The following is a 14647-nucleotide window of genomic DNA, read 5'->3' as shown; positions in this document are numbered from 1 at the left end:
GGAGCGGCCGATGTATGACGTGATCGTGGTCGGGGGCGGCGTCACCGGGGCCGCGAGCGCCGCCCTGCTCGCGCGGGAGGGTCTGCGGGTGCTGTTGTGCGACCGCACCCGCCTGCCCGCCCCGGCCGTCTCCACCCACTTCTTCGGCCCGACGGCGCTGTCCTTCCTGGACCGGCTCGGCGTGCTGGACGAGGTGCTCGCCACCGGCGCGCCACCGCTGCGGCGCTGGCACCTGGAGGTCGAGGGCGGCTATTACGGCGCGCCCATGCTGCCCCGCTCGCCGTACCACTACAACCTGTGCGTACGCCGGGAGACCCTCAGCGGGATCCTGCTGCGCGCCGCGAGCCGGCATGGGGCCGAGATCAGGGAACGCAGCCCGGTGCGGTCCCTGCGCTGGGACGGTGACCATGTCGCCGGGATCGAGGGCGCGGGGTGGTCGGAGAAGGCCAGGATCGTCGTGGGCGCGGACGGGCGGAGTTCTCCGACCGCCCGTCATGTCCGCGCGGCCACCACCTTCGACGCCGGGGCCATGCGCTGCACGTTCCACGCCTACTGGGAGGACGTCGTCCCCATGCCCTCGCCCGCGCTGGAGCTGTGGCACGACGACGGCCACGTGCTCCAGGTCGGCCCGTGCGACGGCGGGCGATGGGTGATCATGGTGTCGGCGCCCATGGAAGAGCACGCGGCCCTCCGGGCGGACGCGGGGGGCGACGAGGGGTACGAGCGCCTGCTCCGGTCGATCCCCGCCATGGCGGACCGGTTGCGCACGGCACGGCGGGTCTCGCCCGTGTACGCGTCGAAGAGCCTGCGGAACTTCCAGCGCGAGCCGGCGGGGCCGGGCTGGCGACTGGCGGGCGACGCCTACTGCCACAAGGACCCGCTGTTCGGCGCGGGCATCACCGACGCCTGCGCGGCGGCGGAGACTCTCGCCGCCACGGTGCCGCTCGCGGTCGACGGCGACACGCCGCAGGCGCGGGAGAGCTACGCGACCACCCTGGACGAGCGTGTCGGGCGGAAGGTCCGCGCGGGTCTCGCGGGGCTGCGCATCGACCCGCCGGAGCCCGGGCAGCTCGCGTGGATCCGCGGCGTGCTGGCCCATCCGGGTCTGGCACTGGAGATGACCCGCCGCTGCTCGGAGCTGTTCGCCGGGCTCCCGGAGGACCGGCGTGAGTTCTGGCAGCGGGTCGCCGACGGCGCCTCGGAGGTGCTCGGCCTGCCCCCGGCCGCCTCGGTGGACCCGTCGTGACCGCCGTTCCCGGCTACCTGGCCGCCCACGTTGAAAATCTTGTGGCCCTCCAGGCGAGGGTCGCCCACGCCCGCTGGCTGGCCGCGACGGGACAGGGCGAGGACCACCCGGCGCGGCCGGAGGGCGGCCTCACCTGGCTGACCGACGGCGGGCTCGTCCTCACGGCATTGGAGCACGGCGACCTGCACTACGCCGGGGAGCTGGTCCTCTGGTACCTCCGCGTCCGGCTGACGGAGGCGACCGCGCGGCTGCGGCTGCTCCAGCGCACCGTCACCGCCGAAGCCGGTGGCAGGACGCTCACCCACGGGGAACTGGTCGCCCTCTCGCGGACGGTCACCGACGACCGGCGGCGTGCCGAGGTCCGGGCCGCGCTCGCGGACGTCGGGGAGCGGCTGCGCGAGGGCCGGCGGCGCTGGCTCGACGCGTACGCCGAGGCGCGGGCCGAGCTGGGGTTCCCGACGCACGCCGCGCTGGTGCGGGCGCTGCACCCGGAGGTGGACCGGTTCGTGGCCCACGCCCGGAACTGGCTGGACGCCACGCGGGCGGGGTTCCTCAAGCGATGGGACGACTGGCGGGCACGCGACGCGATCGCCACCCCGTCCATGGGGGACGCTCGCCTTGTCGCCGCACGCGCCGTCCTGCCCGAGGGCGCCCGCGGCGCGCTCGAAAGCGTGCGCTCCACCGTACGCGCGTGGGGTTTCGGCGGATGCCTGGACCGCATCCTCGTCGACGACGTCGCACGGCCCGGCAAGTCGGGCACGGCGTTCTGCTCGCCGGTCGCGCCGCCGGCCGACGTGCGGGTGTCCACCACGCCGGGCACGACATTGGGGCACCATGCCACACTTCTGCACGAGTTCGGGCACGCGCTGCACTTCACCGCGGGCACCCGGCACCCCGCCGACCTGTGGCGCACGCACCCGGCGCTGACCGAGGCGTTCGGCTTCGCCCTGGAACGCGTCGTCCGGCGGCCGGACTGGCAGCGGCGCCACCTCGGCGTCATGGTGGGCGCCGAGGCCGCGGAGCGCCTCGCCTTCGCGCGTGAGCACGTACGGCGCCTGGTGGCGACCAGCCTCTGCTACGAGATGGCGGTGCACGACGGCTGCCCGGACCCGGCCGCCGAGTATGTGCGCTCGTACGAGCGGGAGTTCGGCGTCGCGGTGGACCCAGGGGCCGCGTGGGACCGGATGCAGACCTACCTGGAGGGCAAGCCGTGCTACCCGCTGGTGTATCACCAGGCGTTCATGCTGCGCGAGACGCTGTGGGACCACCTGACCGGCCGGGCGGGGGAGCGGTGGTACGCGGGTCCGGAGGCCGGGCCGGCCATGCGGGAGCTCTTCGGGAGGTTCGCCGCGGGCGGCGGCGCGGAGGAGTGGCTGTCACCCGGCGGCGTCCCGCTCGGACAGGTCCACGGCGAGGGCGAGCTCGGCCCTGGCGGCCCCGGTGAGCCTGACGAACCGGTCATCGGCGGGCAGGCGCTCGATCAGTCTCAGCGTGTGCCGTGAGACCGCCCAGGAGGGGAACAGCCGGACGGCGATCGTACGCGCCGGTTCCCGGTCACCCACGGCGGCCAGCAGCGGGGGGACGTCCCGCGCGTAACGCTGCGCGAACGGCGCGAGCAGGTGATGATGCGCGGGGTGGGCGTAGCCGTCGGCGAGCGCGCGGACCTGTGCGAGGCTCCCGCTGCGCAGCATGGTCGTCCACGCCCACTCCTTGGCCTCCGCGGTGGGCACCGACGCCCTGAGCCGTTCGGTGAGCCGGTCTCCCGCGGCAGGGAAGGCGCCGGTGACGTCCTCCAGGGGCTCGCCGTGCGCGACAAGGGACCGGGCGAGCCTGCGGCGTAACGCGTCGTCCACGTCGAACGGGGCCGCTCCGTGAAACCATTTCCGCACCGTGCCGACGTGAGCGGCCGTCAGCGCCGCGTCCGCGACGGCCCGCGCCGCCGCCAGCCTCTGGTCCGCGTCGCCGTTCGCGTCGCCGTCGTGGGTGCCGGCGACCTCCAGCAGGAGGTCCACGTACGAGGGCCAGCCGTGGGCACGGGCCCAGCCCTGCTCGGTGTAGGCCGTCAGCACGGTGGCGACCCGGACGAGGAGCCGCTGGAACACGCCGATCTGCGTCTCGGCCGTCAGGCCGCCGAGGACCATCGTCAGGAACCGCCGCGGCGGCAGCTCCCCGTGCCGGACCATGTCCCACGCCGCCGTCCAGCAGAGCGAGCGAGCCATGGGATCGGCCAGCCGGCCGATCCGGTGGACGATCTCCTCCGTCGAGCGCGGGTCCAGCACGATCCGGCAGTACGTCAGGTCACCGTCGTTGGGCAGCACCAACGCGCCGGACCGGCTGCCCACGAGCGCGTCCACGCTCGTGCGCGGGCCGTCGGCGTCGAGTTCGTGCCTCCGCACACGGACCAGATCGCCGTGCCGGTCCTCCGCGTAGACGCCCACCGCGAGACGGTGCGGCCTCGGCACTCCCTCCTGGAGCAGGTCGAAACGCGTGAAGCACCCGGCCTCGTCGACGTCGAAGTCGGCCCGCACCTCGGTGAGCCCGGCCGTCAGCAGCCAGGCGTCCGCCCAGGCGGTCAGGTTCCGGCCGCCCGCCTTCTCCAGAGCGCTGAGCATCTCGGCCCGGCCGGCGGTGCCGTGGGAATGGTCCGCGAAGTAGCGCCGCATGCCCTCCAGGAACCCGTCGAGCCCCAGGCGGGCCACGAGCTGGCGCAGCGCGCTCGCGCCCTTGTGGTACGTCAGCGCGTCGAAGGTCGACCCGGCCGCATCTACGTCGGGCACGCCGGTCACGACCGGGTGGGTGGAGGCCGACTGGTCCAGGAGGTACGCGTGCGCCTTCTTGCCGGCGGCGAAGTCGGCCCAGGCGTCCACGTCGTCCGTGAGCCGGGTCAGTGCGTGGACGCCCGCCCAGGTGGCGAACGCCTCGCTCAGCCACAGGTCGTCCCACCAGCGCAGCGTGACGAGATCGCCGAACCACTGGTGGGAGATCTCGTGGAAGATCATCTCGTCCCGGCGGCGGTGCGCGTACCGGGTCACCGCGCGGTCGAACACGAACGTCTCCGCGGCGAACACGCAGGCGGCGTTCTCCATGGCCCCGAAGTTGAACTCGGGGACGAAGCACAGGTCGAGCTTCCGGAACGGATAGGGCGTCGCGAACGCCTTGGTGAAGAACGCCACGCCCGCCCCGAGCCGCTCCAGCAGCACGGCCGGGTCGAGGTGCTCCGCCAGGGAACGCCGGGAGTGCACCCCCAGGGGCACGGCGTCTCCCTGGTGCGCCGTCCACGACGCCCACGGGCCGGCCGCCACCGCCGCCACGTACATGCTGATCGGCGGGGTGGGCGCGAACCTGTGGACGCCCGTCCCGGGCCGGTCACGGAGCGGGCTGTTGGACAACACGGTCCATCCGTGCGGAGCGGTCACGCTCATCGCGAAGGGCGCCTTGAGGTCGGGCTGGTCGAAGCAGGCGAACACCCGGGGGGCGTGGCCGGGCTGCAGGTGGCTGTACACGTACACCTGATGGTCGGCCGGGTCCGTGTAGCTGTGCAGGCCCTCGCCACTGGTGGAGAAGTCGTAGTCCGCTTCCACGGTCAGCTCGTTGCGAGCCGCCAGATCGGGCAGGAGGATCCGGCCCGCGTCGTCGTATTCGACCGGCCGCCCGTTGAGCACGGCGGTGCGTATCCGCCGGGGCAGTGCGTCCGCCCAGCTGGTCGCACCCGGGCGGGCGCAGGTGAAGCGGATCGTGCTCCTGGATCGGAACACCGGCTCATCGGTCCGGCTCAGATCGAGGTGAATGTCGTACGACCGCACGCGCAGCAGAGCGCCACGCTCCGTCGCCTCGGCGTGGGTCAGCGGGGGACGCGGTATGACGAGACCTCCTCGCGGAAGGGTTGTCTAGACTCGTGGGGGGATGCGGCCGGGTGACCCACGCCCGGGGCGCTTAGGGAGAGGACCTGATCGCCATGGCCGAGCACGACGAGCCTGTGCTGCTGCCGCATGAGAACCTTCCCGCGGTCGAACCCGGTGTGCCGCGCCCGGCGCGGGTGACGGAGCCGTTGACGCGGGAGCAGAGCATCGAGCTGGCCGCGGGCTTCAAGGCGCTCGGCGACCCCGTACGGCTGCGGTTGCTCTCCCTCGTCGCCTCCCACCTCGACGGCGAGGCGTGCGTGTGCGACCTCGTCGGGGCGTTCGACCTCACCCAGCCGACCATCAGCCATCACCTCAGGGTTCTCCGCGACGCCGGGCTCGTCACGTCTACTCGCCGGGGCACCTGGGTCTACTACCGTGTCGTGCCCGAGGCGCTCACCGCATTGACCAACATCATCGCCCTGCCCGCCGCCGCCACGCGATAGGCGATCCGGCGATCGGTAGCGTATCGCTGCCCTCATTGCGGAAACGATGCGCGGCTTCTTTCGCGCACGAATAAATTTTCAACGATGATAGCACCTGCATTGATTGTCATCAATACCCATTTCTGGTGTGACTTCGCGGCATTGTTAATCGTTTGTTTCCTGTCGTCGGGAATCTTGACCTCGTGGAACGGACGCTGTTAGCTGGCTGGCGGATAGCGGATCACCGAAACCCCTGCGACACCCCGTGACGTGAATACTCACTCGTGCCGTGCCATGCGGCGATATCTGTACGGAGCACCGTTAGCAGAAGTGAGGCGAACGCCGGTTGATCACTTTCATGACCTTGAGTGGTTTTCTCGGTGCGGGCAAGACCACCACTCTCGTCGCGGTCGCGAAACATCTCCAGTCGCAGGGCCGGAATGTCGCGGTCATCACCAACGACCAGGGCACCGAACTGGTGGACACACAGCTCGCCAGGTCGGCGATCGCGGAGGCCGGTGAGGTGACGGGCGGATGTTTCTGCTGCCGATTCGAAGACCTGCTGACCGTCGCGCAGCGCCTCGTCGACGGCCACCAGGTGGACACCCTGCTCGCCGAGGCGGTGGGCAGTTGCACCGATCTGCAGGCCACCGTCATCCGGCCGCTCAGCGCCCACTACGGTGAGCGGTTCACGCCCGCCCCTCTCCTGGTCGTGGTCGAACCGGAAAGGCTTGACGCGCTCCGTACGTCGCTGCCGCTGGACGACACGGAGTCGGACATGTCCTACCTGTTCGGTAAGCAGTTACAGGAAGCCGACGTGATCGCGCTCAACAAGATCGACCTGCTCGGTGCGGCGAAGGCCGCCGCCGTCATCGCGGATCTGCGCGAGCGGTACCCGACCGCCACCGTTCTCGGCTACTCGGCGAAAACGGGGGAAGGTCTGGAACAACTGGTGTCTCTCTGGCTGGGCGCGGAGCCCGCGAGGCGCGGTCTCGACATCGACTACGACCGCTACGCCAACGCCGAGGCCGCGCTGGCGTGGCTGAACCTCGGCTTGGACGTGACGGCGGCGGAGGGTTTCGACCCCGATGCCTGGGCACGTGGGCTGATGGAGCACCTGTCCGCGGCCGCCGCCCGCAACGCCTGGATGATCGGCCACGTGAAGGTCAGCCTCGAGTCCGCCGGTGACCTGAGCAAGGTGAGCGTGACCGCCGGGGGCGCCGAGCCGACCGTGGACGCCGTCGCGGGGAGGACGTTCACCGAGGCGGTGGCACGGCTCAACGCCCGCGTCGCGTGCGAGCCCGCCGAGCTCGACGCCGCGGTGGCGGAGGCGGTGGAGGCGGTGTCCGCCACCACCGGCACATCGGCCGTACAGAGCGCCGGCATCCCGTCGTTCAAGCCTGGCTACCCGCGTCCCACCTACCGGATCCCCGCCGCGGCAGGATGAGGTGAAGCCGGGCGCCCCAGGCGCCTGGGTGGCTGCCTCCCGCTCCGCCCGTCCTGTCTATGCGGGCGTCGTCGAACACAGCATCTACGTCCACGCCGATTACGGTTCCCGGGGCCTGGGGCGTGCCCTTCTGGACGCCTTCGTCACCGCAAGCGAGGACGCCGGCATCTAAACCATCCAATCCGGTGTGTTCCCCGAGAACACGGCCAGCCTGGCTCTGCACCAGGTGGCCGGCTTCCGCGTCCTCGGCACCCGCGAACGCATCGGACGCCACCACGGCGTCTGGCGCGACGTCGTCATGATCGAACGCCGTAGCCCGGCCATCTGATGTCACCGGTGGTGTCAGTGCCTGATGCGGTTGGGGCCGGTGCCCAGGGCGAGGAGACCGGCGAGGGCGGACATGGCCGCAAGCAGAGTGAACAGTTGCGGATATCCGCCCAGGGGTGGGGCGAGAACGGCCCCGGCGAAGGGAGCCAGAGCTGCGGCGATGGTGGCGGGGGCGGCCAGCAGGCCCGACAGGCGGCCGTAGTGGGCGGTGCCCCAGCGGTCGGGGACGGCGGTGGCCTGGAGCAGGGTGAGGTTGCCGCGCACCATGCCTGCGGCGACGGCGATCGCGGTGAGTAGTGCAATCGGTCCGGGGATGATGGCCAGGGCGGCGGTGGTGGCGCCACCGGCCGCCATCAGCGCGGCGGTGCGGAGCCTCACGTCGGTGCGGCGGGCGAGGGTGGCGTAGAGGGTGCGGCCGAGGGTCTGACCGGCTCCGCCCAGGCCGAGTGCCCAGGCGGCGGCCGTGGTAGAGGCACCACGCGTGGTGAGAAGGGGAACCAGCGCGATGACGACGGCGTACATCGCGAAGGCGGAGGCGGTCAGCGCGGCAGTCAGCAGGAGGAACGGCCTGCTCCTGGCCACGTTCACCAGTGCATCGCCAGATCCATGTGCAGGCTGCCCGGACGGCGGCGATGGAGCGAGGGGCCAGGGGGTTCTCAGCGCGAGAGCGTGGGCCGGGATGGTGACGACGGCCAGGATCGCGGCGAGCACCACGTAGGTGGTGCGCCAGGACAGGTGCTCGGCGAGGGCGGCGGTCAGGGGGGCGAAGACGGTGGAGGCCAGCCCGCCGGCGAGGGTCACGATGGTGAGCGCGCGGACGCGGTCGGGTCCCCACCAGCGGGTCACGGCGGCGAAAGCCGGCTGGTAGAAGGTGGCCGCCATGGCGATCCCGGCCAGCAGCCAGGCCGCGGTGAAGGATGGCAGAGTGGGCGCGCAGGCGGCGGCCAGCACGCTGAGCGTCGCCAGGATGGACCCGATGGTCATCACCGCCCGTGGGCCGCGGGCGTCCAGGATGCGGCCGACGGGGATGCCGGCGAAGGCGGAGACGAGCAGGGCGGCGGAGAAGGCCGCGGTGGTGGCGGGAGCCGGCCAGCCGGTGTCTGCGGTGATGGCCGGGTTGAGCACCGGGAAGGCGTAGTAGACCACGCCCCAGCTGGTGATCTGGGTGGCGCACAGGGCGGGCAGGACGGCACGCGGCCGCGACCGGTCGTCATCTCCGGTCGCGGCCGTGTGATCGTGAAGGTCGGTCACCGGGTCAGCAGCCGCCGGAGGAGACGGGAGCGCCGATACCGATCTGCAGCGTGGCCGGGGCAGCGCAACAGCCACCGGACGCCTGCGCCGTGTCCGCCTGGTCGAACAGGCCGGAGCCGCCGCACACCCCGGTCTCGGGCAGGACGAGCTCGACGCGTTCGGCGGCCTCTCGGTCGCCGGCCAGGGCGGCGGCGATGGAGCGCGTCTGCTCATAACCGGTCATGGCCAGGAACGTCGGGGCGCGGCCGTAGGACTTCATGCCGACCAGGTAGATGCCCTGCTCGGGGTGGGACAGCTCGTTCACGCCGTGGGGGTAGACGGTGCCGCAGGAGTGCACGTTGGGGTCGATCAGCGGCGCCAGCGCGAGCGGGGCCTGGAGGCGCTCGTCCAGGCCGAGGCGCACCTCGGACAGGAACGACAGGTCGGGGCGGAATCCGGTCAGCACGATGACCTCGTCGACCGGTTCGGTGGCCCGGCCGTCGTCGGCGACGAGGACCAGGCGGTCGCCGTCATGCTCGATCGCGGCGGTGCGGAAGCCGGTGACCGCGCTGGCGTGGCCGGCCTCGACAGCGGCCTTGGCCGCCAGGCCGAGGGCGCCGCGTGCGGGAAGCTGGTCGGCCTCGCCGCCGCCGAAGGTGCCCGCGCCGATGCTCCGCCGCAGGACCCAGACCGCGTGCGTGCCCGGCTCCTGCTCGGCCAGGTCGGCAAGGGCCGCCAGCGCGGTGAAGGCCGAGGCGCCGGAGCCGACCACCGCGGTGCGCCGACCGGCGTACCGGGCGCGTACGGCCGGGTCCCGCAGGTCGGGGACGCGGTAGAACATGCGGTCGGTTGCGCTCTTTTCACCGAGGGCGGGCAGCCCGTCGCCGCCGAGCGGGTTGGGGGTGGTCCAGGTGCCGGAGGCGTCGATGACCGCACGGGCACTGATGCGCTCTTCACCGCCGTCGCCGGTGCGTACGTGCACGGTGAAGGGCTGCTCGTCGCGGCCGGAGTCGACCATCCGGTCTCGTCCGGCCTTGGCCACGCCGGTGACTGTGGTGGTGTAGCGGACCTTGTCGCCGAGGGCGTCGGCGAGCGGCTGGAGGTACTGCTCGGCCCAGTCTCCGCCGGTCGGGTACGTCGCCGCGTCCGGGCGGACCCAGCCGGTCGGGGCTAGCAGCTTTTCGGCGGCGGGGTCGACGACCTCGCCCCAGGTGGAGAACAACCGCACGTGTGACCAATCCCGGACGGCGGATCCGGCCGCCGGGCCGACCTCCAGCACCAGTGGGTCGAGTCCGCGTTCGACCAAGTGGGCGGCGGCGGCCAGGCCGACGGGACCGGCTCCGATCACGATGACAGGCAGTTCGGCGGCGGACGTGGTCACGGCGTCTCCTCTGATTCGACATTCGTCTATGAGTTGCGCGGCCAGCATGGCATCTGTTTCGATGTTCGTCAACATAGACATTCATCGAAATAGGAAGAGGGTTCGTCATGGAAGCCGAGGTTGTGGTGATCGGGGGCGGCCAGTCGGGGCTGGCCACGGCGTACGCGTTGCGACGAGAGGGGGTGACGCCGGTATTGCTGGAGGCCGCGGACCGGCCGGCGGGGTCGTGGCCGCACTACTACGACAGCCTCACTTTGTTCTCCCCGGCCCGCTACAGCTCGCTGCCGGGGATGCCGTTCGGCGGCGACCCGGACCGTTACCCGCACCGTGACGAGGTGGTGGACTACCTCACCGCCTACGCCGCCCGCCTGGACGCCGACATTCGCACCGGTGCCCGCGTGGCGGAGGTCAGCGCGGAGGGCGAAGGGTTCGGCATCACCCTGCAGGACGGCAGCCGCCTCGCCGCGCGCGCGGTGGTCGCGGCGAGTGGAACCTTCGGCAACCCCTACCGGCCGGCGCTGCCCGGTTTGGAGAACTTCACCGGGACGGTGCTGCACGCGGCCGACTACCGGACCCCGGAGCCGTTCGCCGGTCAGCGAGTCATCGTGATCGGGGCGGGCAACTCCGCGGTGCAGATCGCCGCCGAACTCGCCACGGTGGCGCGGGTGACGCTGGCGACCCGCGCTCCGGTGCGGTTCGCCCGTCAGCACCTGCTCGGCCGGGACCTGCACTTCTGGCTCACCGTCACCGGGCTGGACACCGCGCCGCTGGGCCGCCTGCTGCGCACACCTCCGACGCAGCCGGTCCTCGACGACGGCCGCTACCGCTCAGCCCTGGACGTCGATGCCCCGGATCGGCGTGCCCTGTTCGTCGAGGCCGGCGACGGCAAGGTGACCTGGGCGGACGGCACGACCGAGCAGGTGGATGCGATCGTGCTGGCCACCGGTTACCGCCCCGATCTCCCCTATCTGGCAGGGCTCGGCGTGCTGGACGCGGCCGGGCGTCCGCTACACCGCGACGGCGCCTCGCTCACCCATCCTCTGCTCGCCTACGTCGGGCTGGAATGGCAGCGCAGCCTGTCGTCCAACTCGTTGCGCGGGGTGGGCCGGGACGCCGCCCGCGCCGCCCGCCGGCTGGCTGCACGCCTGCGCCGCTGACCGGCCGTGCGTCACCCACTGCGGCGGATGCACTGGTGGGCCCTCACGCGTTGGTTCGACGTATGTCAACATAGATGCATGTCGAATACGCGGACGCTGCCAGTGCTGGAGCCTGATGTCGTGCCGTGCTGCCCGCCGCTCACCGAACGCACGCTCACGGCCGCAGAAGCCGAGCGGACGGCGGCGATGTTCAAGGCGCTCAGCGACCCGGTGCGGCTACGCCTGTTCTCCGCGGTGGCCTCCGCGCCGGACGGCGAGGCGTGCGTGTGCGACATCTCCGATGTCGGGGTCTCCCAGCCGACCGTCTCTCACCATCTGAAGAAGCTGAGGGAGGCCGGTCTGCTGGCCTCCGAGCGGCGGGGCACGTGGGTGTACTACCGGGTCGAGCCGAGCGTGCTGGCCGGGATGGGCCGGCTGCTGACCGGCGCTGCACGCGTCTGAGAACACTGTTCGGGCCTGTATGCAGCGGGTCCGCTGTGGACTTACCGGAGCAGCACACGTGCCGCCGACGGGTGTCTTGTCAGGGGGTGGCGGGGGCGAGTCTGCGCCGCCAGGCGAGGGAGACGTAGACCAGCGCCACCAGCACGGGGACCTCGATCAGCGGTCCTATGACCCCTGACAGGGCCTGGCCGGAGGTGACGCCGAAGGTGGCGATGGCCACCGCGATCGCCAGCTCGAAGTTGTTGCCGGCCGCGGTGAAGGCCAGCGTGGCGGTCCGGTCGTACGGCAGGCCCAGGGTCTTGCCGAGGGCGAAGGTGCCGAACCACATCAGCGCGAAGTAGGCCAGTAGCGGCAGCGCGATGCGGGCGACGTCGGCGGGCTCGGAGGTGATCGTCCTGCCCTGCAGAGCGAACAGGATCACGATCGTGAACAGCAGCCCGTACAGTGCGAACGGGCCGATCTTCGGCAGGAACACGCTCTCGTATCGCTGGCGGCCGAGCCTGCGCTCGCCGAGGCGGCGGGTGAGGAATCCGGCCAGCAGCGGGATGCCGAGGAAGATGACGACGTTGAGGGCGATCTTCCATGAGGAGATGCCGAGGTGCTGCCCCTGGCCGAGGCCGAGCCAGCCGGGCAGCACCTGCAGATAGAACCAGCCGAGCAGGCCGAACGCCAGGACCTGGAACACGCTGTTGAGCGCCACCAGGACGGCGGCGGCCTCGCGGTCGCCGCAGGCCAGGTCGTTCCAGATGATGACCATGGCGATGCAGCGGGCCAGGCCGACGATGATCAGACCGGTGCGGTATTCCGGAAGGTCAGGTAGGAAGATCCAGGCCAGGGCGAACATCACGGCCGGGCCGATGATCCAGTTGACGACCAGCGAAGAGATCATCAGGCGGCGGTCGCCGGTGACCGCGTCGAGCTTGTCATAGCGGACCTTGGCCAGCACCGGATACATCATGATCAGCAGACCGAGAGCGATCGGCAGGGAGATGCCGCCGATCGCGACCTTCGACAGCACGGCGTTCAGTCCCGGGACGCCGCGGCCCAGACCGAGGCCCAGGGCCATGGCGGCCAGGATCCACACCGCAAGGAAACGGTCCAGCAGCGACAGCTTGCCCGCCACGCCGCTGGGCGCGGCGTGCGCGGGCTCGGGGGCCGTCATGGGCAGGCCCTCTTCCTGCCGGCGGCGGCGGTGGCACGGGCGGTATCGGCCAGTTCGGCGAACTGCCCGGCCAAGGAGGCGATGACGTCAGGCTTGAGTCGGTAGTAGGTGAACCGGCCGCACGGCTCGGTGTCCACCACCCCGGCGTCCCGCAGCACCTTCAGGTGGTTGGACAGGTTGGTCTGCCGCGCGCCGGTCTCTTCCACCAGGTGCGTGGTGCACAGCGTTTCCCGGGCGAGCAGGGTCACGATCTGCAGCCGCAGGGGATCGGCCAGCACCCGCAACAGATCAGTGTCGACTGACATCAGCATGTACTGATACTTTCACATCAGCCGGCGCTGATGCGAACCTGACGCCCCGGCCCACCTTCGGCACGCCATTCGCGACGCGATCGACGGGCGAGTCACCGACCTGCTCGCCACCCTGCCCCGCGCCTGCCCGCCACCACTATTGGCGAGAAAGAAAAGGAAGATGCTCACGACCGCTACAACCACGTCGGTTCTGTTCGTCTGTGTGCACAACGCCGGCCGCTCCCAGATGGCCGCCGGATTCCTCTCCCAGCTTGCCGGCGACCGCATCGAGGTCCGCTCCGCCGGGTCGCTGCCCGCCGAGCAGGTGAACCCGGCCGTCGTGGCGGCGATGAAGGAGGTCGGCATCGACATCTCCGGCCAGACCCCCAAGGTGCTAACCCCCGAGGTGGTGCAGGCCTCCGACTACGTCATCACCATGGGCTGCGGGGATGCCTGCCCGATCTTTCCTGGTAAGAAGTACCTCGACTGGGCACTGGACGACCCCGCAGGCAAGGGCGTCGAGGCCGTCCGGCCGATCCGCGACGAGATCAACACCCGCGTCCAGGCTTTGATCGCCGAGATCGATGCGCAGCAAGAAAGCTGATCTCGCCGCTCTTGCCGCCACCCCCGGGTGTCCTCGCGCGGGCGTACTCCGGTCGGCGGCAGCGCCCCGTCGCGTTCCTCCTGCCGGCGGGCCGGCATCCCCGCGAGACGATGCCGCAGCATGGTCATAGGCGTGTGATCAGTGTTGGGATGGCTCGTATCGCCAGCATGATCCTCGCGACGCTGCCGGTCAGCGCCACGAGCAGCAGCAAGGACGGCGGTGGCACAAGCGTGACGACCGTGCCCATTATGACCGTGTCCAGGACGGCGACGGTTCCCGCGCCGCCCAGGGCGGCCAGCCGTACGGTGTGATAGTGCCGCTGTTCCCGGACGGCGGTCACGAGCATGAGCACGGCCGAGCCGAGCAGGAGGCCGAAGGCCAGGCGTGCGGCCAGTGGGATCGCCGCGGCCCAGCCGTCGGCGGTGATAAGAGCGGTGCCCCAGCACAGGCCGACGATCGGCCCGGCCACGAGCAGCGTGAACGCGGCGTGCCGAGCCGGTGAGGCGCGAACGAAGGCGGCGGTGACGGCGTCGGCGTCGCCGAAGTCCGCAAGGGCGGCCCGGGCTGCCGCATCCGGGTCCCCGAGCCGCTCCATCTGGTCGTCGTACGAGGCGAGCAGTCCGTCGGCGAGCTCGTCGACCACGGAGCCGGGCAGACGTTCGGCGAGCGTCCGCAGGTGGCGTTCGATCAGTTCGTGGCCGGCCACGGTCCACCACCCAGCGCCGCGGATATCACCGCGGCGAACTCCTGCCATTGGTCGCGTGCCCCCGCCAAAGAGCGCCGCCCCTGCTCGGTCAGCTCATAAGTGCGCCGTCTGCGACCGCCCACCACCGACCAGCTCCCCTTGATCAGTCCCGCGCGCTCCAGCCGGTGCAGCGCCGGATAGACGGTGCCGGTGGGTAGATCGAGCTTGCCGCCTGTGGCGTCGCGCAGGGCTTCCTTCACGGCGTAGCCGTGCTGCGGCCCGTCCTCCAGTGTGGCGAGCAGGAGGCCGTCCAGGTGCCCTTTCAGTGCTTCTGCCCTCATAGGTAGTAACGC

At 71.3% G+C, this 14647-nt stretch carries 14 protein-coding genes and 1 pseudogene; 8 read left to right on the top strand and 7 right to left on the bottom strand.

Translation table 11 applies throughout. The features are described 5' to 3' along the window. Positions 1-10 precede the first annotated feature (10 nt). Positions 11-1246: an FAD-dependent oxidoreductase gene (locus tag HCK04_RS14415; protein ID WP_142647795.1), complete on the top strand. Its 1236-nt coding sequence runs from the start codon at positions 11-13 to the stop codon at positions 1244-1246. Further along, positions 1243-2748 (top strand): hypothetical protein, encoded by a 1506-nt coding sequence (locus tag HCK04_RS44180; RefSeq protein WP_260617257.1) that lies wholly within the window; start codon positions 1243-1245, stop codon positions 2746-2748. Before HCK04_RS14415 ends, HCK04_RS44180 begins: the two co-directional genes overlap by 4 nt. Positions 2749-2763: 15 nt before the next feature. Here HCK04_RS44180 and pepN read toward each other — a convergent pair. After that, positions 2764-5049, bottom strand: a pseudogene (gene pepN, locus HCK04_RS14410) (aminopeptidase N); the annotation flags it as partial. A 152-nt stretch (positions 5050-5201) separates the two neighbouring features. Here pepN and HCK04_RS14405 point away from each other — a divergent pair. The 3 genes from HCK04_RS14405 (at position 5202) to HCK04_RS41115 (ending at position 7345) form a co-directional block, all read left to right on the top strand. Next, positions 5202-5591: a metalloregulator ArsR/SmtB family transcription factor gene (locus HCK04_RS14405; RefSeq protein WP_142647791.1), complete on the top strand. Its 390-nt coding sequence runs from the start codon at positions 5202-5204 to the stop codon at positions 5589-5591. Between the two features lie 325 nt (positions 5592-5916). Further along, positions 5917-7017 (top strand): GTP-binding protein, encoded by a 1101-nt coding sequence (locus tag HCK04_RS14400; RefSeq protein WP_260617256.1) that lies wholly within the window; start codon positions 5917-5919, stop codon positions 7015-7017. A gap of 187 nt (positions 7018-7204) precedes the next feature. Beyond that, positions 7205-7345 carry a hypothetical protein gene (locus tag HCK04_RS41115; RefSeq protein WP_205830228.1) on the top strand — a complete coding sequence of 47 codons (141 nt, stop codon included), beginning with the start codon at positions 7205-7207 and terminating at the stop codon, positions 7343-7345. 14 nt (positions 7346-7359) lie between these two features. Here the strand turns inward: HCK04_RS41115 and HCK04_RS14390 are convergent, their stop codons facing one another. Together HCK04_RS14390 and HCK04_RS14385 are read right to left on the bottom strand one after the other, a co-directional pair. After that, positions 7360-8595 (bottom strand): MFS transporter, encoded by a 1236-nt coding sequence (locus HCK04_RS14390; RefSeq protein ID WP_142647787.1) that lies wholly within the window; start codon positions 8593-8595, stop codon positions 7360-7362. Positions 8596-8599: 4 nt separating this feature from the next. Continuing rightward, positions 8600-9955 (bottom strand): NAD(P)-binding domain-containing protein, encoded by a 1356-nt coding sequence (locus HCK04_RS14385; RefSeq protein ID WP_260617255.1) that lies wholly within the window; start codon positions 9953-9955, stop codon positions 8600-8602. 107 nt (positions 9956-10062) lie between these two features. Between HCK04_RS14385 and HCK04_RS14380 the strand changes: the two genes are divergently transcribed. Both HCK04_RS14380 and HCK04_RS14375 read left to right on the top strand, forming a co-directional pair. Further along, a complete protein-coding gene (locus HCK04_RS14380) occupies positions 10063-11112 on the top strand; it encodes an FAD-dependent oxidoreductase (protein WP_142647785.1) in 1050 nt (349 codons plus the stop codon). 78 nt (positions 11113-11190) lie between these two features. Then, complete coding sequence (locus HCK04_RS14375) at positions 11191-11553, top strand: metalloregulator ArsR/SmtB family transcription factor (protein ID WP_142647783.1); 363 nt, start codon at positions 11191-11193, stop codon at positions 11551-11553. Between the two features lie 79 nt (positions 11554-11632). On the opposite strand, the gene arsB is transcribed toward HCK04_RS14375, so the two are convergent. Then, a complete protein-coding gene (arsB, locus tag HCK04_RS14370; RefSeq protein ID WP_142647781.1) occupies positions 11633-12715 on the bottom strand; it encodes an ACR3 family arsenite efflux transporter in 1083 nt (360 codons plus the stop codon). Next, positions 12712-13026: a metalloregulator ArsR/SmtB family transcription factor gene (locus HCK04_RS14365; RefSeq protein WP_142647779.1), complete on the bottom strand. Its 315-nt coding sequence runs from the start codon at positions 13024-13026 to the stop codon at positions 12712-12714. Before HCK04_RS14365 ends, arsB begins: the two co-directional genes overlap by 4 nt. Positions 13027-13186: 160 nt before the next feature. On the opposite strand from HCK04_RS14365, the gene HCK04_RS14360 reads away from it, so the two are divergent. After that, positions 13187-13609, top strand: a complete 423-nt coding sequence (locus tag HCK04_RS14360; RefSeq protein ID WP_142647777.1) for an arsenate reductase ArsC — start codon at positions 13187-13189, stop codon at positions 13607-13609. A gap of 124 nt (positions 13610-13733) precedes the next feature. Here the strand turns inward: HCK04_RS14360 and HCK04_RS14355 are convergent, their stop codons facing one another. After that, positions 13734-14315: a hypothetical protein gene (locus HCK04_RS14355; RefSeq protein ID WP_142647775.1), complete on the bottom strand. Its 582-nt coding sequence runs from the start codon at positions 14313-14315 to the stop codon at positions 13734-13736. Further along, positions 14297-14635 (bottom strand): helix-turn-helix transcriptional regulator, encoded by a 339-nt coding sequence (locus tag HCK04_RS14350; RefSeq protein ID WP_142647773.1) that lies wholly within the window; start codon positions 14633-14635, stop codon positions 14297-14299. The genes HCK04_RS14355 and HCK04_RS14350 overlap by 19 nt, the downstream gene beginning before the upstream one ends. Positions 14636-14647 lie beyond the last annotated feature (12 nt).

The organism is Microbispora sp. CL1-1, assembly GCF_012034195.1.
In the GTDB taxonomy this organism is placed as follows: Bacteria; Actinomycetota; Actinomycetes; order Streptosporangiales; family Streptosporangiaceae; genus Microbispora.
Note: the sequence above shows the minus strand (reverse complement) of the source record. Positions and strands in the feature narration are given on the sequence as shown.

Coding starts and splice junctions, on each gene's coding strand:
- HCK04_RS14380 (WP_142647785.1), top strand. CDS start 10,063: ATGGAAGCCGAGGTTGTGGTGATCGGGGGCGGCCAGTCGGGGCTGGCC.
- HCK04_RS14350 (WP_142647773.1), bottom strand. CDS start 14,635: ATGAGGGCAGAAGCACTGAAAGGGCACCTGGACGGCCTCCTGCTCGCC.
- HCK04_RS14405 (WP_142647791.1), top strand. CDS start 5,202: ATGGCCGAGCACGACGAGCCTGTGCTGCTGCCGCATGAGAACCTTCCC.
- HCK04_RS14365 (WP_142647779.1), bottom strand. CDS start 13,026: ATGCTGATGTCAGTCGACACTGATCTGTTGCGGGTGCTGGCCGATCCC.
- HCK04_RS14415 (WP_142647795.1), top strand. CDS start 11: ATGTATGACGTGATCGTGGTCGGGGGCGGCGTCACCGGGGCCGCGAGC.
- arsB (WP_142647781.1), bottom strand. CDS start 12,715: ATGACGGCCCCCGAGCCCGCGCACGCCGCGCCCAGCGGCGTGGCGGGC.
- HCK04_RS14360 (WP_142647777.1), top strand. CDS start 13,187: ATGCTCACGACCGCTACAACCACGTCGGTTCTGTTCGTCTGTGTGCAC.
- HCK04_RS14375 (WP_142647783.1), top strand. CDS start 11,191: ATGTCGAATACGCGGACGCTGCCAGTGCTGGAGCCTGATGTCGTGCCG.